Consider the following 26740-nt stretch of genomic DNA (forward strand, 5'->3'; position numbering starts at 1 on the left):
GATGCCGTATCGTTTCATTGAGGGGTTGACCGTGGCCGACATCGCCTTTGAGGCGCGCGGCAAGACGCTGGAGGCGCTTTTCTCCTCGGCGGGTCAGGCGGTGACCGCCGCTCAATTGCATGATCTTCGGACGATTCGAAAGAAGGAATCCCGTACGTTTGATCTGACGAACAAAGCAATCGACATGCTTCTTTTTAATTTCCTTCAGGAGTTGATCTACTGGAAGGATGTCGATCTGCTCCTCTTTAAATCGTTTGACCTTTCGATTCGTCAGAAAGCGGATGGGAACTATCATTTGACCGGAACCGGTCGGGGGGAGCCGATCGACGTCTCCCGGCATCAACTCCGGGTCGATGTCAAAGCAGTCACGATGCACAAGTTCGAAGTGGCCTCCGATGCGAACGGATGGAAGGCGACGGTCGTTCTCGATATCTGATGAGGATAAAAGTGAGGGTTAGGACGATTGTCCGAGGAAAGCGCCGTACGAAGGGAAACGATCTTGCCGGAGCTTGTCCCAGACGTAGGCTTCTTCGTATGCGAAGAGGGGGTAGTCGAAGCCGCGGACGTTGTGGGTCCCGATGACCCGGCCTGCAACCGTGATGACCTTTCCCTTTTTAAGAAGGGTCTCATCGACCCGGTACGGGAAGATCACGAAAAAGTGCTCTCCCGGATCGAAGCCCAAAGCCGGCTTGCCGGTCCGGTAGAGGGGAATTTCTGCGAACTCCACCTCCGTTTGCTGTCCTTTATATTGAAGACGAAGAACCTCCCCGCCGAGGATAATAATCTTCCCGACGTGTTGCTTCGGATCTTCAAAAATCTCTTCGAAGAGGGTTTCCTCGTTGGCCGTCGACCGAACCTGCTCGGAGAGGACGGCGTTGCAGGCCGAGGTCGACATAAAGAGGAGGAGGGCTAAAAAGATCGGCCACTTCTGTTTCATGGGATAGTCCATAAAGGTATCGAAGATTTTACCAAGGTTGGTATAAAAGTCAAGAAATTAATGTCGCGTGATTGCCGTATTTTCTTCAGTATTTCCCAGCGGATCAGGAGGACCCTCTTTTATTCCTCCTCCTGCCGCAGCTTGGCCAGGACCGTATAGTCTTCCAGGGTGGTCGTATCGCCGAGGGTTTCCCGTCCCGCGGCGATATCCCGGAGGAGCCGCCGCATGATTTTGCCGCTCCGGGTCTTGGGAAGATTCTCGGTAAACCGGATGTCGTCCGGCCGGGCGATCGCGCCGATCTCCTTCACCACATGGGCGCGCAGCGCCTCTTTGAGCTGGTCGCTCGGGGCGTTTCCGATCTCCAGGGTGACGAAGGCGGAGATCGCCGTCCCCTTCAGCTCGTCGGGCCGGCCGACGACCGCCGCCTCGGCGACGGTGGAATGGGAAACCAACGCCGATTCGATCTCCATCGTTCCCAAGCGATGTCCGGCGACGTTGATCACATCGTCGACCCGTCCCATTACCCAGAAGTAGCCGTCTTTGTCGCGCCGCGCGCCGTCGCCGGTAAAGTAGACCCCCGGGATATCGGACCAGTACTGCTTTTTGTAGCGGTCCGGATCTTTCCAAACGGTTCGAAGCATCGACGGCCAGGGGCGCTTGATCACAAGGTAGCCCCCGACGTTGGCCGGAACCGACTCTCCCTCCCGATTGACGACGTCCGCGGCGATTCCGGGGAAGGGGAGGGTGGCGGAGCCGGGTTTCGTCGGGATCGCCCCGGGAAGCGGGGTGATCATGATAGCGCCGGTTTCGGTTTGCCACCAAGTATCGACGATGGGAGATCGCCCCTTGCCGATCACCTGGTGATACCACATCCAGGCCTCCGGATTGATCGGCTCCCCGACCGTCCCCAGGAGCCGGAGGCTTGAGAGGTCGTGCCGCTTCGGCCACTCCTCCCCCATTTTGATCAGGGCGCGGATGGCGGTCGGCGCGGTATAGAGGATATTCACTTTGTATTTGTCGATGATCTCCCAGATCCGGTCGGGCTTCGGATAGGTCGGCGTCCCCTCGTACATCACGGTCGTGACGCCGTTGGAGAGAATGCCGTAAATCACATACGAGTGGCCGGTGACCCAGCCGATGTCGGCGGTGCACCAGTAAGTGTCGGTCTCTTTGAGGTCGAAAATCCATCGGGCGGTGACCGTCGTCCCCAAAAGATAACCGGCCGTCGTATGGACGATCCCCTTCGGCTTGCCGGTCGTCCCGCTGGTGTAGAGAATGAAGAGGGGATGCTCCGAGTCGAGCGCCTCGGCGCTGCATTGATCGGAGGCGGTTTTCATCAAATCATGCCACCAAAAATCGCGATCGGCCTGCATCTCGACCGGGGTGTTGGTCCGCCGGACGACAACGACCCGTTGGACGCCCGGGGTTTCCTTCAGCGCCTCGTCGACCTTTTCTTTCAAGGTGACGACCTCCCCTTTTCGGTAGCCGCCGTCGGCCGTCACGACCAACCGGGCTTCGGCATCGTTGATCCGGTCCCGCAAGGCGGTGGACGAAAAGCCGCCGAAAATAATCGAATGGGTGGCGCCGATCCGGGCGCAGGCGAGCATGGCGATCGCCAGCTCCGGGATCATCGGCATGTAGATCGCCACGCGATCTCCTTTGACGACCCCTTGTCCTTTCAGGACATTGGCGAACTTGCAAACCTCCCGATGGAGATCTTGATAGGTCAAGACGCGCGAGTCGCCCGGCTCTCCTTCCCAGATGATCGCCGCCTTGTTTTTCCGCCAGCCCTCCAGGTGACGGTCGAGGCAATTATAGGCGATATTGATCTTGCCGCCGACAAACCACTTGGCGAAGGGGGGCTTCCACTCCAAGACCTTTTTCCACGGCTTGAACCAGGAGAGCTCCTTGGCCAGCCCCGCCCAGAAGGCCTCCGGATTTTTCTCGGCCTTCCGGTAGAGGCCCTTGTAAGCTTCCAAGCTCGAAAGATGGGCCGCTTTGCTGAATTCTTTCTTCGGCTTAAAAAGACGACGCTCGTTTAGAACGGAGGTGATCTCTTTCTCTCGGGCCATCCCTTCCTCCCCGCGTAAATCATTGATGAGTATTCACGAAAACGAACCGTACCAGATGCCGAATTGTAATGAAAGAACGAAGAAAATGTCAATGAACAAAATGCGGAGAAGGGATTCCCGCTAAGCCGCCTCTTGCTCTGTCGTTCGCGCGAGTCTCCTTTCCAGTGCTTCGATATTTGCCTGTCTTCTCTCCAGCGCCTCGATCCGCTCTAAATAGCCGCGCGTCAGATCGTGGATTTCCGATTCCAGCTCCGCCAGCCGGGAGGCGAGGGTGTTGAATCGGCCGAACCGCTCTTCCCACTGATCCAGCCTGTGCGTCACCTGCTCGAACGCTTTTTTATATTCGTTGTATAATTCTCCTAAGGAAGAGAGATGATCATCGACCTCTTTCAAGAGGCGAATCATCTCCTCCGGCTTCCCCTCGGTTTTTTTCCGTGTCTGTGTTGCGGTCGCCTTTTTTGGGGCCGCTGTCTTTTTAGTTTTTGTCTTCTGTGCCATGGGACCTCCTTCAGGATGAATGAATGCATCCTTCATTTCATCATCGAGAAAAGGAGATTTATCTGTCAAGGGGTGGGGGTTGGTGGCAGAGGAGGCCCGGTTGGAGTTGAATGACATGGAGCCCTAGCGGTACCGCGGAATACTCGGGTCGGCCGTCACGGAGTAAGCGTCGATCCCGCCGGTCAAATTCTTCACATTCGTGAAGCCGTTTTTAACCAAAATTCCGAGCGCGGTGAGGCTGCGGACGCCATGGTGGCAGACGGTGACGATCTCCTGCTCGGGGTCGAGCTCGCCGATTCGCGACGGAAGCTGGCTGAGTGGGATCAACACCGAATCGGGGATCCGTGCGAAGTCAAACTCGACCTGCTCCCGCACATCCAACAGGAGAAACGGCTCTCCCTGGTCCTTCTTTTTTTTGAGATCCTGGGGTGAAATCTGATAGGTCACGAGCGGCTCCTTTTCTTTCGGAATGACACGGTTCCTCTGGAATCTTCATCATAAACTCACTTTGTTTTGATCGTCAACCGCAATTTGACCTCTCACGGAAAGTAGGATATAAATAGGCGATGGCATCGGGTTTGGACCGGCTACAGACGGCCCCCGTTGATCTGGTTGTTATCGGAGGCGGTATCCAGGGGGCGGGGATGGCCCGGGAGGCGGCCTTACGCGGGTTGTCGGTCGCCCTTTTTGAAAAGGGGGACTTCGCGGGGGGAACCTCCAGCCGAACTTCTCACCTGATCCATGGCGGCATCCGGTATCTTGAACAGGGAGCGCTTCGCCTCGTTCACGAGGCGGTGCATGAACGCTATGTTCTCTCCCGGCTTGCCCCGCACCTTGTCCGGCCCCTCCCCTTTCTCTTTCCGGTTTATCGCGGTGATGGGAGAGGGAAATGGAAGATCCGGGCCGGGATGATCCTGTACGACCTCCTCGCCGGATCGAAGAGAATCGGACCCCACCGGATGTTCACTCCAGCGGAAGCGCTGGCGGAGGAGCCCGGCCTGCAATCGGAAGGGCTGGTCGGCGCCGCCCGTTTTTACGACTGCCGAATGGATGATGCCCGGCTCTGCCTGACTGTCCTGCTCTCTGCGCGGGAGTGGGGGGCGTCGATTTTTAATTATGTCGCCGTCACCGGTCTCATCCGGGAGAAAGAGCGCGTCTGCGGCGTTCGGGTGAAGGAGGTCCTGACCGGCGCGAATTACGATATTTACGCCCGCATCGTCGTGAACGCGGCCGGTCCCTGGGTCGACGCGATTTGTCGGATGGAGGGGGAAGCACCCCGCCGGATTCGGCAGACCAAGGGGATCCACCTGGTTTTTCCGAGCCTGACGCGAAGTCACGCCGTCGTGGTATCGAGCGAGAAGGACCGGCGGATCTTCTTCGTCATTCCTTGGAAGGGAAAAAGTCTCATCGGCACCACCGACACTGATTTTGCCGGAGACCTCGATCACATTCGGGCCGAAGACGAAGAGGTCGCCTGGCTCCTTCGGGAAACCGCGCGGCTCTTTCCCAAGGAGAGGCTGGGGACGGAAGCGGTCATTGGGCGGTACGCGGGGGTCCGGCCGTTGATTTATGATCCGGCGGGGAGCGCCTCCGATGTCTCTCGTGAAGGAAGGATCGAATGGACGCCGGGAGGGATGTTGATCCTGGCCGGCGGAAAGTTCACCCTCTTTCGATCGACCGCTGAAAAGGCCGTTGATGCCGTCGTAAAGAAGGCGCCCGACCTGAAGGCCCATCCACGGCCTCCCAGCGATCCTTCACTCTATGGCGGGGAGATGCCATCCCTGATCGAGTATCTGAAGGAAGAAGCGCCGCCTGCCCGGGAGCAGTATCACCTCAGCAACGAGGGAATCCGGTATCTAATCGGGGCCTATGGAACGAAGTTCCATGCGGTCCTTGCTTTGGGAAAACAAGAAAAAGGATTGCTCAAACCGCTCACCCCACTAGGATATCCCTTCCTGGCGGAGGCGGTCTATGCGGTCCGGGTGGAGATGGCGAAGCATCTCTCCGATTTCATGCGGCGGCGGACGGCACTGGCGCTCGGCCCCTACAAGCGGGATTCAAACATGATTATTCAGATCGCGGAACAGATGGGACAAATACTCGGTTGGAACCGGGAGCAAATACAAAGCGAGATCGACGACTACCAGCGGGAGGTGGAGTAAGTGGAGAGCGACATCGAGGCGGTCCGAAAAGCGAATGAGACCTTCTACCAGGCCTTTGAAAAACTCGATATCCAGGAGATGGACGCCCTCTGGATCAAGGAAGATTACGTCAAATGCATTCATCCCGGGTGGGAAGTGCGCAGCGGTTGGGCGGAAGTTCGCGACAGTTGGGTGCTGATCTTCAACCATACCTATCAGATTAAATTTTCCGTCAACCTGATCGACATTGTTGTCAAATCGGATTGGGCCTGGGTCGTCTGTCTTGAGATGATCTCCACGCAGGATCAGGGAAGATGGGTCGAGGGGAGGGTCCTCTCCACCAATCTCTTCGAGCGGCGCGACGGGCGATGGCTGTTGATTCATCATCATGGCTCTCCCCTTCTCTCTCTGGAGGAAGAACACGAGGAGGAAGAGGGGGAAGGGGAAGAAGAGCTGCCGATGATCGACGAAGAAACCCCGCCCGAAGAGACCCCTTAAACCGGCCGATGGCCTAGAAATATAAAGCGGCCATCGAGCAGTCCGCTTCGCATTTTTATTGGAACCATGGGAAGAATTCAGGAAATCGCATTTTTGGTCTTCGGACAGATGGCAGTGGGGGGGGCTTTTCTCCTCTCGCTTCCCTCTCTTGAAGCCGTTGGGCTTGGGTTCTTCAGGACGAACGGACTGGTTTTTCTTCTCACCCTTCTCCTGGGACTTTTTCTCTTCCCGGTTTCATTTTCCGCGGAATTGGAATGGAGCGGCGTGATCCTTTTATGTTACTCCCTCTTCGCCCTTCTTCTTTTCATCTACAACCTTCGTCTCTGGTTTCGCCATCCGCACCACAGCCGGCCCCTTCTCTGGGGGGCGACCGGCGTGGGGGTGGTCGCCATCCTCGCGAGCGTCGGCTACTATCTCCCCGCGTCGGCGGGACCGATTCGCGCCCTCTCCCTTTCTCTCTATTTTCTGGTCTCCAGTCTTCTTCTGGGGGCGGGGGTTTTGGCGATGTTGTTGGGCCACAGCTATCTGACGCGCCCGTCGCTTTCGATCGTTCCCCTTCGAAACCTGGCGAAGCTCTTTATGTGGTTCGTCTTTGTGGAGGGGGGACTGGCGCTGTTGAATCTGCTGCTGACCTCCGAGTCGGAGCGGCTTTGGAACGCGCTTCTCTTGAATACGTTTGAGGGGCTCTACCTCTGGATCCGTTTGCTGATCGGCATTGGAGGCCCGATGATTATTGCCCCGATGATCTTGCAAACGGTGAAAGAGCGCGCTACGATGTCGGCGACCGGTCTTCTTTACATCGCGATGATGATGGTGATTATCGGCGAGATCTTCTCCCGTTTTTTCCTTCTCGTCGATGTCGGATTTCTCTAAAGAGGATGCCAGGGGGCTGGAAAAGAAGGAAAGAACAAAATTCGACGGAGCGGAGGAAGTGAATGCAGATCACGACTATTGAAAAGATGAAGAGCTTCTCCCCGGAGAAGATGAAGAAGATCAACCTCTTTGACACGAAGAACCTCTTCTGCGATCTCTATTGTTTTGAGCCGGGTCAGGCGCAGAAGCCGCATGCCCACGAAGGAGAGGATAAAGTTTATTATGTGTTAGAAGGAGAGGGATCTTTCCGTGTCGGAACGGAAGAGCAGACGGTAAAGGCCCACTCGGCGGTCCTGGCACCGGCCGGCGTCGATCACGGCGTCACCAACCGCTCTTCCGAGCGGCTGGTGGTCTTGGTCTTAATGGCGCCGAAGCCGCATCATCATTAGAAATAATAAATGGAAGTAAAAGCTGATTTCAAACCAAAATGGGGAGCAGACCATGCTGCAAGATCCGCAGGCGGTTGAAGAGGCTGGCTTAAAAATCGTTGATCAGGAGGTCGGCTCGCATTCGTTCCATCCCGGCCAGTGGTCGGTGGTCCGGCAGGTCATCCATGCCACGGCCGATTTTGATTTTGCCCGCGAGATGGTCTTCCACCCCGCGGCGGTCGAAGCGGGGGTGGCGGCGATCCGTTTCGGCGCCGATATCGTCGCCGATACCCCGACGGTCGATGTCGGGATCGCCAAAGACCGCTTAAGAAAATATGGCGGGACCGTTTGGTGCTTTATCTCCGACGATGATGTGATTTTAAAGTCAAAAGAGGTCAACCTCCCCCGCACCGCCGTCGCAATGGAGAAGGCGGCAGAAACGAGCGATGGATCGATCTACGCGATTGGAAACGCCCCCGCCGCGCTTCTGCATCTGATCCGCCTCGTAAAAGAAGGAAAAGCGAAGCCGTCGCTGATTATCGGGGTCCCGGTCGGCTTTATCGGGGCCGCCGAGGCGAAAGAGGAGCTTCTCTCCCTCTCCACCCCCTTCATCACCTGTCGGGGGAGAAAAGGGGGAAGCGCCGTGGCCGCGGCGATCATCAATGCCCTCTCCCTTCTTGCCACACATTCGTAGGCCGGTTTCCGTCTACAGAGACCCACGCTTTTCTTGTTGCAGATTGTTGGATAAAATCCAAGCGCATTGTTGACAGGGAGGTTCGAGAAACAACGGAGGGCGAACCGGACGGTTCGCCCTCCGCATTTTTCTCTCGGTTTGCAGCGGCCGAAGGGGTAGATTATTCGGCGGCGACTTTGATCGATCTTTCGTGCAGCGGCTGAACCGGTCTGGCCGTCATCGGGAAGATCGCGGTGAATTTCTCCACCTGGTCCTTCGAGACCTCGATCGAGTCGTTCATGACCATCCAGTTGACCCCTTCGGAACAAGGGGGGGTGGTCAACGAGCCGGGATAGTTCGAGAAGGTCTTCTTGGCGGGGAGGAAGTCAAACGGGTTGATGACGACTTGACCGACCGTCTTCTCTTTGCCGGCCTCGGCGGGGAGATGCTCCCACAGTGTTTTGACCAGCGCATTCTCCTTTCCGGCATTCATAAAGACCCCAACGACCGCCAGCTCTCCCGCGTCGTTCTTGTGAACGAGGTGGACCTCCATGTCGCCGGCTTTACCGCTCTTTTTGTGCTCGCTCGGGCTGTGGAAGTGGAATTGAAGCAGATCGTATTTCTTTCCCCCCACGGTGATGGAGCTCCCCTTCGGCGCGTTCACCTGGATGGTGTGGCCGTTGTTGACAATGGTCAGAGGGAAGGGATGATATTTGAATTCAATCGGACCGAGCTTCTCCGGCTTGCCGGAGGTGATATCGATAGGGGATTGGTTCTTTCCCGATTTACACGTCTGAAATTTCGGATCGAGCTCTCCCCAGTGCTCCGGCCCCTCTTTCCCGTCATAATCCCAGTGGGGCCCGTGACCTCCTGCGGCGACCGCGTGGGTGATCGGGGCAAAGAGCGATAAAGCAAAGGTCCATGTGGCGAGTACTCGAGCTGTTCTGTTCATTCTGACCTCCCTTTCGATGGCGCTGTTGGATGGATCGGTTTTTCCGCCCAAGGCGGAAGTAAAATCCTGTCTCAAGCGGGGTCTCTGCGTAGATGCACCTTCTATTAAGGATCGTCCGCTCCTCTCATCGAAGAGGAGCGGGCCGGCTTCCACACGCCGCTTGAGTCGTTTCTCTTCAGGATAACAACTGCCCGGCAGCGGGAAAGAGCGCTTGCCCCTTCCCTTCTGTGGACAGGGGTATCGATTTTGGTATCAGAATCTCCCTCTCCATGTCAAGCAGAAATCATTTCCGTCAAGAGAAATGTCCAAAGGGAATAGAAAAAACAGCTCCTGTCGCCGGGCGTCTGGTCTGCCGATCGGATCTTCTTCCGCGCTCACAAACCGGTTGCCTTTCCGATTTCGTTTGGCTATAATTCGGTGAACTCGTTGGGGGAATTGAATCATGTCCGATCAGAAAACGATGGAGCAGAGGATCCTTCTTCAACACGATGAACCGCTCAAAACGCTCGACGATTATCTCGCCCGCGGCGGCTTCCAGGCCCTTAAAAAGGCGCTGGGGATGACGCAGATGCAGGTGATCGACGAGATCAAACGGTCGAGCCTTCGGGGCCGCGGCGGCGCCGGCTTCCCGGCCGGCATCAAATGGGAAGGGGTTTACAAGAAACAAGCCGACATCCTCGGCATGATCCCCACGAAATACCTCGTCTGCAACGGCTCGGAAGGGGAGCCGGGCACCTACAAAGATCGCTACCTCATTCAAAAGAATCCTTACTCGCTGATCGAAGGAATGATGATCGCGTCGTATGCCATCGGCACCTACAAGGCGATTATCTGTATCAAAGAAATTTTCAAAAAAGAGATCGCCATTCTCCAGCGGGCGCTGAAGGAATGCGCCGACGCCGGCTACATCAATGACAACGTCATGGGGACGGGGCGGAACCTCCCTCTTGAACTCGGCTTCGGTCCCGATTCTTATCTTCTGGGAGAAGACCGGGCCCAGTTGGAAGTGCTTGAAGGAAAACCGGCCTGGCCCCGCGCCAAGGGGATGATCCCGGTTGAATATGGTCTCTTCGGTCAGCCGACCGCCGTCAACAATGTCGAAACCCTCTCGACCGTCCCCTATATTATTCTGCGGGGGGCCGACTGGTTCAAATCGATCGGGACGGCCGATACCGCCGGGACGATGATCTTCACCCTCACCGGCGATGTCAATCGCCCTGGGATGTATGAGCTGCCGATGGGGACTTCGCTGCGAACGTTAATCGAGGTCTACGGCGGGGGGGCGAAGCTTGACCGCCATATCCGGGCGGTCTTCTCCGGCCCGACCAACGCCGTGATCCCGGCCGATAAACTCGATACCCCGCTCGATTTCGCATCGATGCGGAAGATCCCTTCCGGCATCGGCTCCGGCGGCTTCATCGTCTACGACGACACCGCCTGCATCCTGAAAGCCGGCCTCAACTTCGCCCGTTTCCTGGCGATCGAATCGTGCGGGCAGTGCGCCTCGTGCAAAACCGGAACGGGCCGGATCGCTCACCGGCTGGGGCTGATCGAGGAGGGAAAAGGGACGGAGCAGGATGTCTTCGCGATTTTGGAAGACTGCCTTCACACCAAAGGCTCCGGCCGCTGCTATCTGGTGACCGAAACGGGGATCGACATTAGCAGTATCTTCTACAATTTCCCGGACGATGTCGTCGAGCACCTGGAGTATGGCTGTCTGAAGGATCGCCATCTCCCCCTGCCGAAGATCAAAGATTTCGACGAGGCGACCCACACCTTCACTTACGATGAGCACTATTTTGATCGAAGCTTTGCGGAGGGGCGGTACATCATCGAGCCGGCCATCTAGAGCGACAGGGCGGTGACCCGGTTGGTCGGCGTTCTTCCGTCCGGCCCCCGTCCCCCGATCAGGTAGATTCTTCCATCCAAAAAGACCGTTGCCATCGCCACACGCGCGTCGGGCATCGGCGGCATTTCGATCCATTTTCTTGTCTTAGGATTAAGCACCGCCGCCCGGTCCTGGACTCGATCGCCGCTGTGCCCCCCGAAGAGATAAATCGTCTCATCAACGAGACAGCTCCCGACCCCCGCTCCGCGCCACGGCAGGTGAAATTGCGAATCGGACGACCACCGATTTTCGGCCGGATCGTACTGCTCGATCAGATCGTAATTGTGAAAGACCCCTTCCCGGAACCCCGCCCCGCCCATCGCAAGAACCTTTCCTGAAAATGGCACTGCCCCCAGCGAGAAGCGGGGCGTCGGCATCGGAGCGATCTCCCGCCACGGCCCTTCTTTCCGATCGAGCCGCTCGGAGAATGCAAACGCCGGATCGGTCATCGGCCCGCCGGTCGCCTCCGGATGGTGCCCGCCGAAGAGATAGATCGTATCGTTGAAGGCGGTCGCCGCCGGCGCATCATGCCGCTGCAGCAGGTCGGGCCCTCTCGACCAGGCGCCGGTTTTCGGATCGAAGATCTCGACGACGGTGAGGAAGTTGAAGGTGCCGTCCGGACGCCGAAATCCCCCCCCCATGACGTAGGCCTGGTCATTCAAATTGACGGCGACCACCCCTGAACGTAGCGTCGGCATCTCCGGCCCGAAGGTCCACCGGTCCGTTTTGGGATCGTAGATCTCGACCGTCTGAAGGCTCTTGAACTCCGGCCCGCCGCCGCCGAAGACGTAGAGCTTTCCACCCATCGCCGCGGCGCCGCAGTGGGAGCGGATGGTGTTCATCGGTGCTAAGGTGAGCCAAGAGGAAGAAGTCGGCATGATCAACGTCTCATCGGTGATGGTTGGTCGTTCATTTAGTCACAATGTCGCTCATCAGTCGAAACGTCTTTGTCCCCTCCGCGACGAGTCCCCCTTTTTCAAATATCGGGCTTTCGAAAGGGATGAATCGATGGATCTTCAAAAAGGGCCGGGTCGCCAGGGCCGCTTCAACCCCCTCCCGATTGTCTTTGCGGATCTCCAGGAGCAGCTCGGGCCGCTTTTCCCACTCCCAGAGGGTCGGGGCCATGAGAATATAAAGCCCTTGATCGGCAAGCCGGTCATAGGAGTTCAGAAGGTTCCGCTTGTACCGGTCGAGATGGGGTCCCTCCAGGATCAGGGCGAAGACAAAATGGTGACCCCACCAGAAAAGAGAGCGGAAGGTGAACTTCTCATCCTGAGAAAAGTACTTTGGCAAGTCGAGATATTGATACGGAAAATCGTGCAGGTGTTCCCCTTTTACGAACTGGCCGATGGTCGTATCGACCCCCTCCGGCGCGAGGAGGGAAACGGTAAACAACTCTTCTTTGAGGGCGACATGAAGCTGCTCCAAAACCTGCTTGACCTTCCGCGAGATGATGGCTTTTGTCTGGAAGAAATGGGTCTCTTGGATGAGGCTTCGTTCGGCCGGGGTAAATTGGATCGATCGGTCCATCGGCGCAGGGTTGCTCCTATCGGTTTGGGGTGGAGAATAACGGTCTCGGCAGAGGGAGTCAAGGAATAAAAAAGGGGGCGAAGAGCGCCCCCTTGGGTGAGGTCAAAGATGATTTCCGTCGGTTACGCCACCTTCGGCTCAAGGGCTTCCTCCGCCGGAGGGGTTTCCGTTCCTTCCATAAATGCTTTGAACCGGTTGAGATCATCTTCGACCTGTTGAGAAGGCTCCTCCCCGAAGAGCTTCGCAAAGGCCGCGCCGACCTTCCCGCCGGGCGGGTTGTACTGAATCATCACCCGGACCTGGGTTCCCTCCGGCACCCGATCGAAATGGACCGATCCGGTGTTGTCGACGTCGGCCCCTTCGAGCGATTTCCAGGAGATCAGCTCGTTCTGCAAATCTTTGATGATTTCGGCATCCCATTCCACCGTTGTTCCGGCCGGGGCCTTGGCGACCCAGTGAGAGCGCCGTGAATCGAGAACCTTCACCGATTTGAGATGATTCATGATCTCCGGCAGGTTCCCGAAATTTCTCCAAAAATGATAAAGGACTTCGGGGCGCTTCCGAATAAGAACACTCTTTTCCACTTTGATTCCTTCTATTTTTCTCCTCATGGGACCTCCTTACATTTAATTCCTCGATAAACGGCTCCGGTAGACCTACAAGACTCCCCAAACAAAAATATCTCCTTGAAAGGGGGGATGTCTACCCTCCCGAAAGGATTAATCCAGTTGGATCATCCGTCAGCGAGAAGCGAGCCTTCTTCCTGAATAAAAGCTTGACACCTGCCCCCCGGGGCCGGTATGATCCGTTCATTCGTAAAAGCAAAGGCTTGTCATGAAAAGGAATTTCCTCGCACCCCCTTTTTTTATCTCTTTTTTTCTTCTCACCCTCTGCCTCTTTCAGCCGGCTTTTGCAGAGGAGCCGGTCCCTTCTGAAGCAATCTCGGGAGAAGTTTCAAAAGACATCTATTACCAAGGGGGAGGGCCCGTCTCCGGTCCCCCTGCGCCCAAGATGTCTTATCCGGAGAGCTACGGCCGGACCGGCGGGATCGACGGCCGATCGCTCCTCTGGTTTTTCATTCAGCAGCACTTCTTTATGGGGAGCTTTATCCTCGGCGTCCCAATGATCGCCTGGATGATCGAGCTCTTCAGTCACCTCCGTCGCCGGGGCCATCGGGAGCAGTCGGAGAAACAGGACAGCCTGGCCCGGGAGATCATGGAGATCGGAATGCCGTTCTATCCGATCACGATCTTCTTCGGGGTCGCTCTGCTTGGTGCCTTTCTTTTTCTCTACAATTCATTTTTTCAATATATGGCCCAACTCTTTCGGCCCGTCGTCTATCTCTATGCCCTTTGTTTTATTCTGGAGAGCATTCTTCTTTACGGCTACACGCTGACCTGGGAGCGCTGGCGGCGCGGCGATCGGAAGTGGCTCCACCTGAGCATCGGGGCCCTCACCGTCACCAACGGCGTGGTGATCGTCTGCCTGGCCAACGCTTGGATGGCGTTTATGATGTCCCCGGCCGGAATCGATTCCGAAGGACGCTACCTCGGCAATGTCTGGCGGATCATGCACACCGCCCTCTGGAATCCGCTGAACGTCCATCGGATCCTGGCGAGCATCATGTTCAGCGGGGCGGTGATCGCGGCGTATGCCGCCTACAAGATGCTCACCACGCGCGACCCCGCGCGGCGCGCCCACTTCGATTGGATGGGGCATGTGAACATCATGATCGCCATCGTGAACCTCTTTCTTCTCCCCTTTGCCGGCTACTGGTTCGCCAAAATGATTTTCATCTACCGGCAGCGGATGGGGGTCACGTTGATGGGAGGGCAGATGAGCTGGCCGTTCGTGATTCAGGCGATGCTGATCGGCCTGATTTTCATGACGGTGACCTATTACCTTTGGCAGGGAACTTCCCGGATGAACGGCTCGGAGCGGTATAACTATCTGGTCAAGTATCTGCTGATCATCTTGACCGTCTCGTTCATCATCTGGACGACCCCGCACACCCTTCCGGCGAGCCAGAGCGAGGTAAAACAGATGGGAGGGGCGCAGCACCCGATCGTCGGCTATTACGGGACGATGGCGGCGAAGAACACCGCCATCAACACGATGATCCTTGCCTTCGGCCTTTGCATGATCATCTTCAAAAGATGCAACAAGGAGATCACAGTCGCTTGGAGAAAATGGGGAAACGCCGCCCTGATCACCCTCTTCGGGGGGGCGGAGCTGATGGTGATCTACTTCGGGGTCTCCGGCTTTTACGTTCCGGCCAATGTCCGTGTTCGGTTTGCCTTTCCGCAGTTTATGGCGGCGATGATCGCGCTGGGAGGGGGGTATCTCCTGAATTGGCTGATGCTCCGGCGGTCCCGGTCGCTCGGCCCCATCCAATGGGGAAAACTTCCGGTCGGCGGAGCCATCGCGCTTTTTTCCCTGGCCGTCTTCATCACCATGACGATGGCGCTGATGGGGTACATCCGGTCGTCGGTCCGCCTCGATTGGCACATCACCGAGATCATGCACGATGCCACCCCCTGGGCCGCGACCCCCGGCCTCACCTACGCGGTCGGGATGGTCATCCTCAACGTGGCGATTTTCTGGTTTCTCGCCGTGTTGATCTTCTGGGCCGGCAGCGGCCGGAAGCTTGCGCTTCCCTCCAAGGCGATCGAAGGCTCGGGCGAGCTCCCCGAGACGAACGAATCGCTGCCGTCTTAAAGCCCCTTCTCCAAGATAAAAACCTCTCTTCGATTGATACGGAGCAACGTCTACCTCCGTTCCTACCCGCGCTTATTTTCCATTGACATTCCCTTCCCGGTATGATACCAAAGCCGGATTCAGCTTATAGGGTAAGCACGCTTGAGTAGGGGGGAGATGAAAAAGGGACTGTTCTTAAGTGTTTTATTTGTAGTGTTGATCGCGTCAGAAAATCACGCTGCCGCAAGAGAAGGTTTTTATCTTGGAGGCAAGGTTCTTTATAACATGATTGACGGGGACTTTGATGGGACGAACGGTCCCGAGACCGATCACGGACCCGGATTCGGCCTCGTCCTCGGTGTCGGTATTACCGATTCTTTTGCACTTCAAGTAGACTTGAACGTCAGCCGCCATGATGCCTCTGTCTTTGACGATACACCCGTGTCCGATGCCGGATATGGCGCGATTCTCTTCGGATTCAAGCAGACTTTTATCACCGATCGACCCGTGCGGCCGTTCTTTCGAGCGGGGGTTGGCTTCTTTTCATTCGCAATCGAGGATCCGATTATCGGGGACCTTGATTTGTCTGGATACGGTTTTGAATTTGGGTTAGGGGTCGATTATTATCTTTCTGATTCATTCTCAATCGGCGCAGCAATCAATCGGCGATTCGTTGACTATGATGAAGTCGAGGTTCAAGGGATTACAGAGGATTTAGATCCGAAGATCTCGGGAGATACTACTTCGTTGGATGTCGCTTTTACTACCCACTTTTGATCCTTAATGATTAAAGCGCCGAATCGGTATCAACAGTCTATGTTATATCGGTTTGTCCTTTAGCTTAAGAAGGACAATCCCTTCTATCGGGTTTTCAATTCTATAAGGGATGTAGGTCATAAACTGGAGGGAGACAAATGCCAAGAATCCTAATTGCAATGATCATGGCAGTCCTTTTCACATTGAATGCAACGCAAGCCGATGCCGACGATCCCACTCATCCTGAAGACGGGGTGTATATCGGGGCGGATCTGATCGTGAACGTCCCTGAGCAAGACCTCAGCGGCGACTTTGCCGAGGTTGATCCCGGTTCCGGATTCCGTCTCAACCTGGGTTATCGCTTTCCCATTCCTCTTGCCCTTGAGGTTGAATTCGGGGCTTCCGGGCATATGGTGGAGGATGAAGACGCGGGAATTGCGTTTTTGGCGATTAATCTCCGTTACTTTCCATTGACCTTTTCTTTTGCGGGCATGCCGGCGGAAGCCTTTGTTCGGGCGGGGATTGGATCATATGCGCTCGTCATTGATGGGGTCAGAGACGGCTCCGGCCGTCGAGACGACCTTGAATTGACCGGGGACGGGTTCGACATCGGGATCGGAATAGAGATATATCCTCGGCCGCAATTCAGCGTCGTGTTCGGGATAACGCAACGGTTTGTGGAGTATGACGAACTCGATTACCTCGACTTCGAATTAATTGAGGATGTGAAAGGGGCAATGACCACCGTAAATGCCGGTATAAAATATCATTTCTAATCCGGTGCGGACTCTCCCTTCTAAAAATAAAAATGAACCGTGACAAGCGCCTCATTCAGGAAGTCGCGTCGATCGAATTCCTGCCGGCGGTTGAGCTCCACGCGTAGTGCCAAGTCTTTTTGCAGGGTCACCCGCTGCTGGAGCGACATCTTCAAATCGTGGGAGCGATCGCCGAGAGGATAGGATAGATACGTTGCAAAGAGGTGTGCTTTCCACCGAGACGCAAGGTCGGCCAACACTCCGATCGTTCCGCCGATGCCGGCCCGGTAATTCGGGTCGAAGAATCCCCCATAATTTCCATCCACTTCGATAAAGAAATAAATCAGCTCTCGCTGAAGGAGATGCGCTTCCAGGGCGCTCCCGGTGCCGGCGTTCAAAGCAAAATAGCGGCAGTTGCGGCAAGGCCCCCCCGTCAAAGTCTCCAGGCCCACGCTCACCTTCCAGGAAGGTTTCTTAAAGAGGGGATCGAGCGGGAAGAGGGAGATGATGTTGGCTAAAGAGAGGGAGTGGAGCACGGTCTTGTCTTGGTGATTGTAATGGCGAAGCCGCGCGTTCATCAGCTCGATCTGCGCCCCGGGTGTGTAACCGGTTTCATCATCGAGCAGATCTTGGTAGGCCGGCCGAATCGACAGCTCTTCGAACGGTTCTCCCTCCCGCCAGCCGAGGCCGAGGCCGAGGCGCGCCGTCTCATGCCCCTGCTCGGGGGGGACCGTCGTCGGCTCGAATCGGACCGCCGGACTCTGCACCCGCAGCCCGCTTCGGCGGGCGAGCAATAATCGCTGCTTTTTCTTGATCGCTTCGGGACCGGTCTCTTCCTTCGCCGTCTGATAACGAGTGTAATCGTAAGCGATGTCGAGAAGAAATGCCTGCCGGTCGATCGGGAGGGTATTGAACGGCTCGGATTCGATCGCTGCCGAGGTATCTCGATCGATCTCTGTCAAAAGCTGACGCTCCTCGGATGAAAGATGGTCTCTTTTTTGACGGATCTGGGTTCCGCGCGCGGGGCGGTAGGTGATCTCGCCGACGAGCCCCGGCACCGATGCGATCAGGCGAACGGTATCGGCGGGAATCGTCCAGAACCAGAAGGAGTCGGTCAGGTGAAGATCGGGATCGGCGACCTCCAGCAGGGGAAGCAGTTGATAGGAGCAGTTCTGCTTGAAGAAGTAATAAGTGAAGGCGGTATTGCCGAGCTCCCAGGCGTGCATCAGCATTCGCCGGATCTGCTCCTCGGTGAGGTTCAACCGATATTCCCAAATGTCTCGGTTTTCCATATCGCTGTATTTCCGGACCTGGAGGTAATAGGGAATCGTCGAAAAATTTCCCTTGAAGCCCCCGGTAATTCCAAGCACCGCAAAGAGAACACCGTTATCGGTCGTCACGGTGGCGGCGTAGTTGACGGTGTAGTCGAGAATCTCTGTCTGTTCCGTCTGGTCCTTCTGGTCGATCCGAAGAAGGGTGTGGCCGAACATCGATGAGGGATTGTTCATGTAGGCCGATGGGAAAATCAGGGTCATCGATTGAGGGTTGAGCGCCGCATACCAGGCATCGAACCGGCCGCATTGCTGTTCCGGGAGGCGCTTCGGATCGATGCCGAGCTCCGTCTTAAGCCAATGGTACCGGGCGATGAAGGCGCACTGCGCCGGCTGCTTTGATGTGGCGACGAGCTCCTCACTAAAAAAAGCGGCAAGGGTGGCCTCCAGCTCGGCCTGGGGGTTCGTTTTCCCGTCAGGTGCCAGGAAGAAGCCGGCCGGATCGGCCTCGCTGTCTACGCCGCCGAGCAGGGTGGGCCGATAATGAAGGAGAAGATGCCAGTAGCGCTGCCGGGAAAGTTCTTTCTGGCGCGAGGTTTCAATCAGCTCTTGCAGATAGCCCTGAGCATCTCCAGCAAAAGCAGGTGTCGCCCAGATCAGGAGGAGAAAAAACAAAAGGAACGTCGTTCCTTTCCGAAGAAGCGGAGATCGGCGATCGAAAAGAAATAATTTGATTGGTTTCAAAGCGAAGGAGAAAGTTGAGGCGAAAGACAGCATCGGCCCTGCTCGGCCCCCGACCGAAGCCGGGGGCCGAAGAGAGATTAGTGACTTGAAACGAACGTGGAAAGATTTGGATGGGTTGACATCTCTTGGTTGAGCGCAACCAGCATCTCCCCGGAGGTCGTCTTCTCCGTGGGGAAAATCGCGGTATATTTCGCCTGGGTCAATGTAAAGAAGTCGGTTTGATGCTCTGCAGGGATGCCGAGAAGCGCGGCCAATGAAGCGAGGTGCTCCCCTTGACCCTGGGCCATCTCTTGAGAAAGGTTATCCAGATTCGCGCTGGCGAAGACATTGACTTTCTCTTCGTTTTTTACGACGCCGTCCTGTGTGCAGCCTAAGGTGCCTGTTGAAATTCCGAACGTCTGGTTGCCGAGTGTTCCGTTCGTTGTTGCGGCGAGCACCTGCGGGACGACCCCTTTCTGTCCCTTAAAGATCATGGTCCCGACGCCGCAACCCGGCCCCGAGGCTTGAGCAAAACTCTGAGAGACAGGAAGTAAAGCGAACACAACCGCTGCATAGAGCAATCTTTTCATTAGTGATTCTCCTTTTTGGGTTGGTGAACTAGGTATGACTGATCTGTGTTCACTGGATCCGGACCGAGAGAGCCTGGTCCGCATTTCTGCTACAGGGTGCACCTAAAAAGTTATCATTTGCGGGATGAATGTGTCAAGGGAAATGGAGAGATGACGCACGAAGTCTTATTTGACTGGAAACGAAATTTTGCTCGGGTCTATCCCCTTACAAGCTATCTCTTCAGCGTAGAATAAGCGGCCGGATAGGCGCCGTTGCCGCTTCCGTTTCCGTGTCCGTTGCCGTTTCCATTGAGCCCCTTCCGGTTCGTGCACTGAACCACCTTCCAATAGTTGAGCGGCTTGACGCTTCTCTTTTTTTCCACGACCAGCGGTTTCCCGCTCAAGAGGCTGCTCAAATCGAGGTCGGCCTGGAAGCCGATCTTCTTGGTAAAGGGGGAGATGGCTTTCTCACAGCTTGAGATGAAGGGGTTCATGTTTTTGAAGTGATTGAGGAGGACGATCTTTCCCCCCACCTTACAGACGCGAATCATCTCCGCGATGACCTGATGGGGATCGGGCACGGCCGAGATCACATAAGCGGCGAAGACGGAGTCGAAGGAGTTGTCGGGAAAGTTCATCTTCATCGCATCCATCTTCATCAGCTGGATATGCGAGAGCTGATACTGGCCGACGCGCTGCCGCCCCTTCTCCAGCATCGGCTCGCAGAAGTCGATCCCGATCACTTTGCAGTTTCTGGGGTAATAAGGAAGAGAGAGGCCGGTGCCGACCCCCACTTCAAGAATGGTCTCTCCTCCCCGGATATTTAAGAGCTGGATTGCATCCGCGCGGGATTGGTGGAAGAGCTTTCCAAAAACCAGATCATAAAACCCCGAGAAGACGGTATAAGCCCGCTCGATACTTTTCGCATCCATAACAGGATTCTCCTATTGACGTGCCGCACAACGCGTGATACCAGATGGAGATTTCATTCGAGACGTCTGATGGATTTTAAAAAAAAAGATCAAAAGAATCAAGATAATTGTAACAGAGATCACTTTCAGAAGGAAGCTGTTTTAAACCGAAAGGGGCTGACCGCGATATCGATGCTGAAAACACCCCTAGAACGAGACGGTAAAAAAGGGATTGTGCTGTTGCTCCTCCTCGACCGTGGTGGCCGGCCCATGGCCCGGAAAGAGACGGGTCTCGTTTGGAAGAGAAAGGATCTCCTCCCGGACCGACCGAAGCAGAACAGGATAGGTCGAGGTCGATTGGGCCCGGCCGAGCGATCCGGCGAAGAGGGCGTCGCCGACAAAGGCGATCGGTATTTCCAGACCGTTCATCGGCTCAATGAAGAAGGTGGTTCCGCCGGGGGTATGGCCGGGGCTCCGCCGGTGGCGGATGCAAAATCGCCCGACCGGGATCTCCCCTCCCTCTTTAAGAAAAGCGACCCCTCCAGGCGGTCGGCCCCCGCCCGAGAATTCATCCGAATGGAGATAGATCGGCGCGCCCGTCGCGGTGTGGATCCGATCGGCCCCGCCGACATGGTCGGCGTGTGTATGCGTGATGCAGAGAGCGACTAATCGGATCTTCTCTTTTTTGATCTCCGCCAAGACCTGGTCGGGACTGTAGCCGGTATCGAAGAGGGCCCCCTCTCCCGTGGCGGGATCGACGAAGAGATACCCATTGACCGGATAAGTTCCGATTTTGCCGTCGATCCATCGGACCATCGGAATCTTCTCGCGCGACCGGGGTTCCCATTCCGAGCGCGCAATGGCGGCCAGCTTACGCGCATCCAGCGAAAGGGCGGCGGAGAGGCGCTCGATCTCGTCGGCACTCGGGTCGGCTCCCTCTTCCAAGGCGCCGACCCGAGCGCCCGTCATTTGCGTCTTTTGCGCCAGTTCGTCCGGAGACCATCCCTTTCCGAAGCGGGCTTTGCCGATAATATCTGAAAAGGTATCTTCGAGCACCTGTTTTCCTCTTTGATCGAAGATACAGGAGACTCTACCCGTGTGTCAATGACTGATAAAGGAAGAGAAGTGGATGATTTACAGTTGAAATTTGGTTTTTTTTCAAATACACTCCCTGAATCATCCTTCGGAGGTGACCATGCAGGTTGTCGATAAGACATTATCGATCGTACTGGCCGGCGGGGTTGGCTCCCGCCTTCATCCCCTGACGGCCGATCGGGCCAAACCGGCGGTTCCCTTCGGCGGGATTTACCGGATCATCGATTTTACCCTCTCGAACTGCCTTCACTCGGGTCTTCGACGCATCCTGATTCTCACCCAATACAAATCACATTCGCTTCACAAACATCTTCGAGACGGCTGGTCGATCTTCATTCCGGAGATCGGCGAGTTTATCACCGCCGTTCCGGCGCAGATGCGGGTGGGAGAGGGATGGTATGCCGGGACCGCCGATGCGATCAACCAAAATCGCTATCTCCTCGAGCGGAGCGGTGCGGAGTATGTCCTGATTCTCGCCGGCGATCACATCTATCGGATGGATTACGCCCGGATGCTGGAGGAGCATGCCCGCCGAAAATTCGACGTGACGGTCGCCTGCATGCCGGTGCCGATCGCCGATGCCCGCTCCTTCGGCGTCATCGACGTCGACCCGGAGCTCCGGGTCCGGAGTTTCATTGAAAAATCCCCCCATCCCCCGACCTTGCCGAATGACCCTCAACATGCCCTCGCCTCGATGGGGGTTTACGTCTTCAATCTTCCTTTTCTCCTGAAGGTCCTCGCCCAAGACCACGAAGACGACACCTCCGGTCACGATTTCGGGAAAAATATTCTCCCGAGCATCATCGATACCCACGCCGTCGGGGCGTATCATTTCGGCGGCAAGGAGGGCCGGGTCACCCGCGACGGTTACTGGCGCGATGTCGGAACCCTGGATGCGTACTACCAGGCGAATATGGATCTCATCGAGCCGGTCCCGCCGATCGATCTCTACCAGAGCGACTGGGGGATTCGGACCTACCACGGCCAATATCCCGCGGCCCGGATGGCCCCTTCGGCCACCGGCGAGGCGGGATCGGTCGTCAACACCCTGTTGGCCGGAGGGGATGTCATTATCGGCGCAAGGGTTCTCCATTCGATCCTCTCGCCGAATGTTTGGGTCGAATCGGGGGCGCTCGTCGAGGATGCGATTCTGTTCGAAGGGGTTCAGGTCGGCGCCAGGGCCCGCCTGCGGCGCTGCATTCTGGATAAAGGGGTCCGTGTTCCGGCGGGAGAGACGATCGGTTGGAATCACGAACAAGATCGCTGCCGGGGATTTACGATCTCTGAGGAAGGGGTCGTGGTGGTTCCGAAAGAATACAAGTTCTAAAAGACATGAGGCGTGAGGAGTAAAAGATTTAAGCGCTTTCGACCTTACCCCTTACGCCTCACCCTCGCGCCTCCCGTTACTTCGATCTGATAATTTGCACCTTCTTGATCACCACCTCGGTTTTGGGGCGGTCGCGTTCGTCGCGCGGGAGGGCGACGATCTTCTTGACCACCTCCTGGCCTTCGATGACCTGGCCGAAGATCGTGTGACGGTTGTTCAACCAATCGGTCGCTCCTTCCGTAATAAAGAACTGGCTCCCGTTGGTATTGCGGCCGGCGTTCGCCATTGCCAGGCGGCCGGGGCGATCGAATTTCAAGTTGGCCGAGAACTCATCCTCAAATTGGTAGCCGGGTCCTCCGCTCCCGTTCCCGAGCGGATCTCCCCCTTGGATCATAAAGCCGGGAATGACGCGATGAAAGATCACGCCGTCGTAGAGCGGCCGCTTCACCTTTTGTCTCGTTTTCGGATCGGTCCACTCTTTGGTTCCCTCGGCCAGCTCGATGAAGTTCGCCACCGTTTTCGGGGCCTCTTTCTCAAAGAGCTCCAGGGTGATTTTCCCCTGCGACGTCTCCATCACCGCGTAAACGCCGGGAGGGAGCTTCTTCTCCTCGGCCGCTCCCTCGGGAATGAGGGCCAAACCAACGACAATGAAACTTAAGATCCAGAGAGTCAGCTGCATTCAAACCTCCTTGAAAGTAAAAGACGGGGCGATCTTAATATAAGTCGGGCGTCGTTGGCAAGCGGGAGGTGAAGGCGCCGGACGAAGGTCTTTGGGGGCTGGTATTTGGGGTTCGACTTCAAGTACAATAGAAAAAACATAGACACGGACCGATTGGTTAATCCTGAACCACCTTGAAGGGGAGAGACATGGAGAAAAAGTGGGCCGTCCAGGGAGACGTCAAGGTCGAATTCCCGATGAGTGCCGTCATTGATATGTATTCTTTTTTCGAAGAGATCAAAGAGAAATGGGCGGATGATCCGGAGCTTCACGATTCGCTCAACCACTTCGAGCTGGAGATCAAAAAAGACGATTTTCACTACCGAATGGGAGAAATCTCAATCAAAGATCTCTTAAGAGATTACAAGATGGACGATCTCTACCAGCAAGCGAAAGCCGAGCTCCCCTTAAAAGAAGCGCTCCGCCTTTTTGTCTCCTTCCTCCAGCTGGAACAGCGGCTACCGCAAAAGGTCCTTAAAGATGTCGATTACCAGAACAAGCGGGCCTGCTTCGTGATGGCCCTGGAAGAGAATAAGTTGAGAACTCCCGATTGGAAAGAGATGCGTCCCTTTCCGGTGGTCCGCCTCAGCTTCGATGTGGAAGAGGAGAATCAGGCGGAGGTGATTCCGATCCGTCCCGAAAACCAGAACCACTCCCCCCGGGCAAAACGAAAATAGAGCTCTTTCGGTGTTCCGATTCCGTAGGGGCACAGCATGCTGTGCCCCTACACAACCACCGACCATCGATCCACAGTCAACCCGCGCAGAGCGCCTCAAGCTCCTTGGGCTCCATCTCCGTCAGGCTTCTGATAATCCGATCGGCCTTGCCCTCCAAACTTTCCCGCGCATAGGAGTTGGTGACCGCCAGACATTTCATCCCCGCCAGGCGGGCCGCTTCCACCCCATGAAGGGAGTCTTCAATCACCACGCATTCGTCCGGCCGGATCGGTGGGTTCGGCGCCGGCGGCAGCTCGTTTAGCTTTGCGAGCGCCATGAGGAAGGCCTCCGGGTGGGGTTTCCCGTTCTTCACGTCCTGCGCGCTTACGATCACCGGAAACGCCGACCGCATCCCCCCTTTATCGAGGGCAAACTTGATCTCCCCTCGAAAAGCGCCGGAGGCGATCGCCAGCCGGTAGACCCCTGCCGCCTTCTTCACAAACTCCACCACCCCCGGATAGAGATAGAGCTCCTGCTGAGAGAGGGTCCGATAGACGGCCATTTTCCGAATAATCAAATCCTTGAGGATCTTGTTGTTGATCGGTCGCTGATGGGCGGCGAGCGCCGTCTCGAAGCATCCCTTGTCGTCCATCGCAAGGTATTTCGAATAATATTCCTCTTTGCTGAGGGTGATCCCCTCTTCCTGCAAGATCTGTTGTAGCGCTTTCATGTGTTGCGGCTCGCTGTCGACGATCACCCCGTCGCAATCAAAAATAATCGCTTTTAACATGGCTCTCCTCAAAAAAGTTGTCTTAGCATAAAGAAAGAGACCGGAGAGATCAAGCCCTTTTGAAGGGTCAGGAAGTTTGGGATTGCGGCGTCGATCTTCTTGGAGGAGGGTGTTCCCGCTCCGCCTGGCGGATCGCCTGGATTCTCTGCAGGATCGGAGGATGAGAATCATTGAGGAGCACATGGAGCGGATGCGGCGTCAGGTTGGAGAGATGATCGACCGCCAGCTTCTTCAACGCGCCAATCATCGCCTCCGGCTGTTCAAATGTATCGGCCGCGAAGCGGTCGGCCTCGTATTCGTTCCTTCGGGACAGAGCTTGTAGAAAGATAGACAGGATCGACTCGACCGGGGTGAAGAGAAGGCTGAAGAAAACCAGCCCCGCATAGATCGACGGCTGCTCCATGTAGAAGGCTTCATAAAGTCCAGGCCGGTAGAGAAAGATGGAGAGGAGGAAGAACATCAGCCCTGCATGCGCAATGGAAAGGGCCATTCCCAGGAGAATGTGCTTTTTCTTATAATGCCCGATTTCATGCGCTAAGATAGCGACCAGCTCCGGAACCGTCTGCTTCGCAATCAAGGTATCGAAGAGGGCGATCCGCTTGTGTCGGCCGAAGCCGGAAAAGAAAGCGTTTGCTTTGGTGGAGCGGCGCGATCCGTCGATCACGTAGATCTGCTCCACCGGAAAATCGACCGAACGGGCATAGGAGAGAATCCGCTCCTTCAGCTCCCCCTCTCCGAGCGGGGTGAACTTGTTGAAGATCGGCATAATCCAGGTGGGGGCGATGAATTGGACGAAGAAGACGAAGAGGGTAAAGGCGGCCCAGGCATAAAGCCAGGCGAACTCCCCGGCGAAGTGGAAGAAAAAGAGAATGCCGGCGAGAAGCGGCCCCCCGAGCAGCAGGCCAAGCACCGTCCCCTTGATCAAATCGGCAACGAAGGTCGCCGGCGTCATCTTGTTAAAGCCGAACCGTTCCTCGATGACGAAGGTGTCATAAATCTGGAAGGGAAGCGACAGAAGGCTTCTCAGGAAAACCAAAATGCCGATATAGGCGAGGCCCGTTACGATCGGACCGAACCCCCAACTCCGGACCCATAAGTCGATGAGATTGAATCCGCCGGAGAACCAGAAGGCGAGAAGGGCGATCAAGCCGACGGTCGCGGTGAGAATCCCGAATCGCGTCTTCACACGGAGATACTCCTGCGATTTGCGGTAGGCCTCCGGGTCGTAGACCCCTTGAAATTCCTCCGGCAGCTCCCGCCGCATTGCCTTGAGGTTGAGGAGATCGGCGGCGAGATTCAGGATGTAGTCGAGAAGAAGTGCGGCAAGAATGATGATTCCATAAAGATTCATCAGATCACCTCGGATCAACAAGCAGATCGTTCGGTAAGATGACCTCCGGCTTGGTGCTGACGTTCAAATCGGAGATGATCCAATCTTCTTTTACCTTGGCAACTTCTTTAAAAGCGACAAACCGGGCGAAGGCCGGTCCTCGGTCGTAATTGAGGGTAACATAGACCAGATAGGCGCGCGGGGTCAGCGGATGGGTTTCGATCAGATGGCCGCTTGAAAATTGGCCGTAGAGGGATTCGATCTCCTTCAAGAGGGCCAACTGTGCGGCCGCCTCCTTGCTCCCCTCAAGGATTCCCCCCTTGGTCCATGCCTTCATCGCCCCATCCGCTCCTTTGAAGGAGTAGTCGTTCAGCCCGGCAAGGACAATGCTCGGAATGCCGAGTTTCTCCTCTCCCCGGTCTCTTCCGGCGGCGAACGGTATCGAAGAGAGCGCCAAGAGGACGGCAACCAAGATGAAAGCAACCTCGCTAATCGATCGGACAGAATGTAACATCGATTCTCCTCTCCAGAATCAGTTTTTCTTTCTCTTTCCGAGAGAGCGCCTTGAGCGCCCCCTCCCTGATGGATGCTTCGGAACGGCTGACGCAGCCTTCTTGATAGATCACTCGGACCGGCCGCCGAGAGCGCGTGTAACGGGAGGCGCGCCCCGCGTTGTGTTGATCGAGCCGCCGCGCCAGCTTGTTGGTGATGC

At 56.2% G+C, this 26740-nt stretch carries 29 protein-coding genes; 12 read left to right on the forward strand and 17 right to left on the reverse strand.

Features of this window, described 5'->3' with window-relative positions; genetic code table 11:
• The first annotated feature begins 1 nt into the window (after position 1).
• Positions 2 to 436 (forward strand): archease, encoded by a 435-nt coding sequence (locus MCM46_09605; GenBank protein MCG3112061.1) that lies wholly within the window; start codon positions 2 to 4, stop codon positions 434 to 436.
• Between the two features lie 18 nt (positions 437 to 454).
• Here the strand turns inward: MCM46_09605 and MCM46_09610 are convergent, their stop codons facing one another.
• The 4 genes from MCM46_09610 to MCM46_09625 form a co-directional block, all read right to left on the reverse strand.
• Positions 455 to 937, reverse strand: a complete 483-nt coding sequence (locus tag MCM46_09610) for a Slp family lipoprotein (protein ID MCG3112062.1) — start codon at positions 935 to 937, stop codon at positions 455 to 457.
• Between the two features lie 119 nt (positions 938 to 1056).
• A complete protein-coding gene (acs, locus tag MCM46_09615; GenBank protein ID MCG3112063.1) occupies positions 1057 to 3009 on the reverse strand; it encodes an acetate--CoA ligase in 1953 nt (650 codons plus the stop codon).
• A gap of 120 nt (positions 3010 to 3129) precedes the next feature.
• Positions 3130 to 3507: a hypothetical protein gene (locus MCM46_09620; GenBank protein ID MCG3112064.1), complete on the reverse strand. Its 378-nt coding sequence runs from the start codon at positions 3505 to 3507 to the stop codon at positions 3130 to 3132.
• A 123-nt stretch (positions 3508 to 3630) separates the two neighbouring features.
• A complete protein-coding gene (locus MCM46_09625; protein ID MCG3112065.1) occupies positions 3631 to 3954 on the reverse strand; it encodes a rhodanese in 324 nt (107 codons plus the stop codon).
• Positions 3955 to 4073: 119 nt separating this feature from the next.
• Here MCM46_09625 and MCM46_09630 point away from each other — a divergent pair, with 119 nt between their 5' ends.
• The 5 genes from MCM46_09630 (at position 4074) to MCM46_09650 (ending at position 8081) form a co-directional block, all read left to right on the forward strand.
• Positions 4074 to 5669: a glycerol-3-phosphate dehydrogenase/oxidase gene (locus MCM46_09630; GenBank protein MCG3112066.1), complete on the forward strand. Its 1596-nt coding sequence runs from the start codon at positions 4074 to 4076 to the stop codon at positions 5667 to 5669.
• A complete protein-coding gene (locus MCM46_09635; GenBank protein ID MCG3112067.1) occupies positions 5670 to 6146 on the forward strand; it encodes a nuclear transport factor 2 family protein in 477 nt (158 codons plus the stop codon).
• A 66-nt stretch (positions 6147 to 6212) separates the two neighbouring features.
• Entirely contained in the window at positions 6213 to 7019 is an 807-nt protein-coding gene (locus MCM46_09640) for a hypothetical protein (GenBank protein MCG3112068.1), read from the forward strand.
• Positions 7020 to 7081: 62 nt separating this feature from the next.
• Positions 7082 to 7408 carry a cupin domain-containing protein gene (locus tag MCM46_09645; protein MCG3112069.1) on the forward strand — a complete coding sequence of 109 codons (327 nt, stop codon included), beginning with the start codon at positions 7082 to 7084 and terminating at the stop codon, positions 7406 to 7408.
• A 52-nt stretch (positions 7409 to 7460) separates the two neighbouring features.
• Positions 7461 to 8081, forward strand: coding sequence for a precorrin-8X methylmutase (locus MCM46_09650; protein MCG3112070.1), 621 nt, complete (start codon positions 7461 to 7463; stop codon positions 8079 to 8081).
• A gap of 160 nt (positions 8082 to 8241) precedes the next feature.
• Here MCM46_09650 and MCM46_09655 read toward each other — a convergent pair whose 3' ends face one another.
• A complete protein-coding gene (locus tag MCM46_09655; protein ID MCG3112071.1) occupies positions 8242 to 9012 on the reverse strand; it encodes a carbonic anhydrase family protein in 771 nt (256 codons plus the stop codon).
• 442 nt (positions 9013 to 9454) lie between these two features.
• Between MCM46_09655 and MCM46_09660 the strand changes: the two genes are divergently transcribed.
• A complete protein-coding gene (locus MCM46_09660) occupies positions 9455 to 10861 on the forward strand; it encodes an SLBB domain-containing protein (GenBank protein ID MCG3112072.1) in 1407 nt (468 codons plus the stop codon).
• On the opposite strand, the gene MCM46_09665 is transcribed toward MCM46_09660, so the two are convergent.
• The 3 genes from MCM46_09665 to MCM46_09675 all read right to left on the reverse strand — a co-directional run bounded on the left by MCM46_09665 (position 10858) and on the right by MCM46_09675 (position 13041).
• Complete coding sequence (locus MCM46_09665; protein MCG3112073.1) at positions 10858 to 11778, reverse strand: hypothetical protein; 921 nt, start codon at positions 11776 to 11778, stop codon at positions 10858 to 10860. The genes MCM46_09660 and MCM46_09665 overlap by 4 nt on opposite strands.
• A 31-nt stretch (positions 11779 to 11809) precedes the next feature.
• Positions 11810 to 12430 (reverse strand): hypothetical protein, encoded by a 621-nt coding sequence (locus MCM46_09670; GenBank protein MCG3112074.1) that lies wholly within the window; start codon positions 12428 to 12430, stop codon positions 11810 to 11812.
• A 122-nt stretch (positions 12431 to 12552) separates the two neighbouring features.
• Complete coding sequence (locus tag MCM46_09675; protein MCG3112075.1) at positions 12553 to 13041, reverse strand: SRPBCC family protein; 489 nt, start codon at positions 13039 to 13041, stop codon at positions 12553 to 12555.
• A gap of 223 nt (positions 13042 to 13264) precedes the next feature.
• On the opposite strand from MCM46_09675, the gene MCM46_09680 reads away from it, so the two are divergent.
• From MCM46_09680 to MCM46_09690, 3 genes are all read left to right on the forward strand, one after another.
• Complete coding sequence (locus MCM46_09680) at positions 13265 to 15148, forward strand: cytochrome ubiquinol oxidase subunit I (protein MCG3112076.1); 1884 nt, start codon at positions 13265 to 13267, stop codon at positions 15146 to 15148.
• A 156-nt stretch (positions 15149 to 15304) separates the two neighbouring features.
• Complete coding sequence (locus tag MCM46_09685) at positions 15305 to 15904, forward strand: porin family protein (GenBank protein MCG3112077.1); 600 nt, start codon at positions 15305 to 15307, stop codon at positions 15902 to 15904.
• Between the two features lie 137 nt (positions 15905 to 16041).
• On the forward strand, positions 16042 to 16659 hold the full coding sequence (locus MCM46_09690) for a porin family protein (GenBank protein MCG3112078.1): 618 nt from the start codon (positions 16042 to 16044) through the stop codon (positions 16657 to 16659).
• Between the two features lie 20 nt (positions 16660 to 16679).
• Here MCM46_09690 and MCM46_09695 read toward each other — a convergent pair whose 3' ends face one another.
• The 4 genes from MCM46_09695 to MCM46_09710 form a co-directional block, all read right to left on the reverse strand.
• Positions 16680 to 18584 (reverse strand): DUF4105 domain-containing protein, encoded by a 1905-nt coding sequence (locus MCM46_09695; GenBank protein ID MCG3112079.1) that lies wholly within the window; start codon positions 18582 to 18584, stop codon positions 16680 to 16682.
• Between the two features lie 146 nt (positions 18585 to 18730).
• Positions 18731 to 19222 (reverse strand): DUF3015 domain-containing protein, encoded by a 492-nt coding sequence (locus tag MCM46_09700; protein MCG3112080.1) that lies wholly within the window; start codon positions 19220 to 19222, stop codon positions 18731 to 18733.
• Between the two features lie 212 nt (positions 19223 to 19434).
• Positions 19435 to 20133, reverse strand: coding sequence for a methyltransferase domain-containing protein (locus tag MCM46_09705; GenBank protein MCG3112081.1), 699 nt, complete (start codon positions 20131 to 20133; stop codon positions 19435 to 19437).
• Positions 20134 to 20319: 186 nt separating this feature from the next.
• Positions 20320 to 21168, reverse strand: a complete 849-nt coding sequence (locus MCM46_09710; protein MCG3112082.1) for an MBL fold metallo-hydrolase — start codon at positions 21166 to 21168, stop codon at positions 20320 to 20322.
• Positions 21169 to 21307: 139 nt separating this feature from the next.
• Here MCM46_09710 and glgC point away from each other — a divergent pair, with 139 nt between their 5' ends.
• A complete protein-coding gene (glgC, locus tag MCM46_09715; GenBank protein ID MCG3112083.1) occupies positions 21308 to 22534 on the forward strand; it encodes a glucose-1-phosphate adenylyltransferase in 1227 nt (408 codons plus the stop codon).
• A gap of 76 nt (positions 22535 to 22610) precedes the next feature.
• On the opposite strand, the gene MCM46_09720 is transcribed toward glgC, so the two are convergent.
• Positions 22611 to 23108 carry a peptidylprolyl isomerase gene (locus MCM46_09720; protein ID MCG3112084.1) on the reverse strand — a complete coding sequence of 166 codons (498 nt, stop codon included), beginning with the start codon at positions 23106 to 23108 and terminating at the stop codon, positions 22611 to 22613.
• Between the two features lie 293 nt (positions 23109 to 23401).
• Between MCM46_09720 and MCM46_09725 the strand changes: the two genes are divergently transcribed.
• Entirely contained in the window at positions 23402 to 23929 is a 528-nt protein-coding gene (locus MCM46_09725; protein ID MCG3112085.1) for a hypothetical protein, read from the forward strand.
• A gap of 76 nt (positions 23930 to 24005) precedes the next feature.
• On the opposite strand, the gene MCM46_09730 is transcribed toward MCM46_09725, so the two are convergent.
• The 4 genes from MCM46_09730 to MCM46_09745 all read right to left on the reverse strand — a co-directional run bounded on the left by MCM46_09730 (position 24006) and on the right by MCM46_09745 (position 26726).
• Positions 24006 to 24698 carry an HAD family phosphatase gene (locus tag MCM46_09730; protein MCG3112086.1) on the reverse strand — a complete coding sequence of 231 codons (693 nt, stop codon included), beginning with the start codon at positions 24696 to 24698 and terminating at the stop codon, positions 24006 to 24008.
• 67 nt (positions 24699 to 24765) lie between these two features.
• On the reverse strand, positions 24766 to 26049 hold the full coding sequence (locus MCM46_09735; protein ID MCG3112087.1) for a M48 family metallopeptidase: 1284 nt from the start codon (positions 26047 to 26049) through the stop codon (positions 24766 to 24768).
• A gap of 4 nt (positions 26050 to 26053) precedes the next feature.
• A complete protein-coding gene (locus MCM46_09740) occupies positions 26054 to 26542 on the reverse strand; it encodes a hypothetical protein (protein ID MCG3112088.1) in 489 nt (162 codons plus the stop codon).
• Complete coding sequence (locus tag MCM46_09745) at positions 26517 to 26726, reverse strand: GIY-YIG nuclease family protein (GenBank protein MCG3112089.1); 210 nt, start codon at positions 26724 to 26726, stop codon at positions 26517 to 26519. Before MCM46_09745 ends, MCM46_09740 begins: the two co-directional genes overlap by 26 nt.
• Between the last annotated feature and the right edge of the window lie 14 nt (positions 26727 to 26740).

Source organism: Candidatus Manganitrophus morganii (assembly GCA_021651055.1).
In the GTDB taxonomy this organism is placed as follows: domain Bacteria; phylum Nitrospirota; class Nitrospiria; order SBBL01; family Manganitrophaceae; genus Manganitrophus; species Manganitrophus morganii.

What these genes read in the sequence shown, in the direction of transcription:
- MCM46_09640 (MCG3112068.1), top strand. Translation starts at nt 6,213, where the DNA reads ATGGGAAGAATTCAGGAAATCGCATTTTTGGTCTTCGGACAGATGGCA.
- MCM46_09700 (MCG3112080.1), bottom strand. Translation starts at nt 19,222, where the DNA reads ATGAAAAGATTGCTCTATGCAGCGGTTGTGTTCGCTTTACTTCCTGTC.
- MCM46_09645 (MCG3112069.1), top strand. Translation starts at nt 7,082, where the DNA reads ATGCAGATCACGACTATTGAAAAGATGAAGAGCTTCTCCCCGGAGAAG.
- MCM46_09670 (MCG3112074.1), bottom strand. Translation starts at nt 12,430, where the DNA reads ATGGACCGATCGATCCAATTTACCCCGGCCGAACGAAGCCTCATCCAA.
- glgC (MCG3112083.1), top strand. Translation starts at nt 21,308, where the DNA reads ATGCAGGTTGTCGATAAGACATTATCGATCGTACTGGCCGGCGGGGTT.
- MCM46_09630 (MCG3112066.1), top strand. Translation starts at nt 4,074, where the DNA reads ATGGCATCGGGTTTGGACCGGCTACAGACGGCCCCCGTTGATCTGGTT.
- MCM46_09740 (MCG3112088.1), bottom strand. Translation starts at nt 26,542, where the DNA reads ATGTTACATTCTGTCCGATCGATTAGCGAGGTTGCTTTCATCTTGGTT.
- MCM46_09680 (MCG3112076.1), top strand. Translation starts at nt 13,265, where the DNA reads ATGAAAAGGAATTTCCTCGCACCCCCTTTTTTTATCTCTTTTTTTCTT.
- MCM46_09730 (MCG3112086.1), bottom strand. Translation starts at nt 24,698, where the DNA reads ATGTTAAAAGCGATTATTTTTGATTGCGACGGGGTGATCGTCGACAGC.
- MCM46_09690 (MCG3112078.1), top strand. Translation starts at nt 16,042, where the DNA reads ATGCCAAGAATCCTAATTGCAATGATCATGGCAGTCCTTTTCACATTG.
- MCM46_09720 (MCG3112084.1), bottom strand. Translation starts at nt 23,108, where the DNA reads ATGGAGACGTCGCAGGGGAAAATCACCCTGGAGCTCTTTGAGAAAGAG.
- acs (MCG3112063.1), bottom strand. Translation starts at nt 3,009, where the DNA reads ATGGCCCGAGAGAAAGAGATCACCTCCGTTCTAAACGAGCGTCGTCTT.
- MCM46_09705 (MCG3112081.1), bottom strand. Translation starts at nt 20,133, where the DNA reads ATGGATGCGAAAAGTATCGAGCGGGCTTATACCGTCTTCTCGGGGTTT.
- MCM46_09655 (MCG3112071.1), bottom strand. Translation starts at nt 9,012, where the DNA reads ATGAACAGAACAGCTCGAGTACTCGCCACATGGACCTTTGCTTTATCG.
- MCM46_09725 (MCG3112085.1), top strand. Translation starts at nt 23,402, where the DNA reads ATGGAGAAAAAGTGGGCCGTCCAGGGAGACGTCAAGGTCGAATTCCCG.
- MCM46_09675 (MCG3112075.1), bottom strand. Translation starts at nt 13,041, where the DNA reads ATGAGGAGAAAAATAGAAGGAATCAAAGTGGAAAAGAGTGTTCTTATT.
- MCM46_09610 (MCG3112062.1), bottom strand. Translation starts at nt 937, where the DNA reads ATGAAACAGAAGTGGCCGATCTTTTTAGCCCTCCTCCTCTTTATGTCG.
- MCM46_09620 (MCG3112064.1), bottom strand. Translation starts at nt 3,507, where the DNA reads ATGGCACAGAAGACAAAAACTAAAAAGACAGCGGCCCCAAAAAAGGCG.
- MCM46_09650 (MCG3112070.1), top strand. Translation starts at nt 7,461, where the DNA reads ATGCTGCAAGATCCGCAGGCGGTTGAAGAGGCTGGCTTAAAAATCGTT.
- MCM46_09685 (MCG3112077.1), top strand. Translation starts at nt 15,305, where the DNA reads ATGAAAAAGGGACTGTTCTTAAGTGTTTTATTTGTAGTGTTGATCGCG.
- MCM46_09660 (MCG3112072.1), top strand. Translation starts at nt 9,455, where the DNA reads ATGTCCGATCAGAAAACGATGGAGCAGAGGATCCTTCTTCAACACGAT.
- MCM46_09735 (MCG3112087.1), bottom strand. Translation starts at nt 26,049, where the DNA reads ATGAATCTTTATGGAATCATCATTCTTGCCGCACTTCTTCTCGACTAC.
- MCM46_09605 (MCG3112061.1), top strand. Translation starts at nt 2, where the DNA reads ATGCCGTATCGTTTCATTGAGGGGTTGACCGTGGCCGACATCGCCTTT.
- MCM46_09665 (MCG3112073.1), bottom strand. Translation starts at nt 11,778, where the DNA reads ATGCCGACTTCTTCCTCTTGGCTCACCTTAGCACCGATGAACACCATC.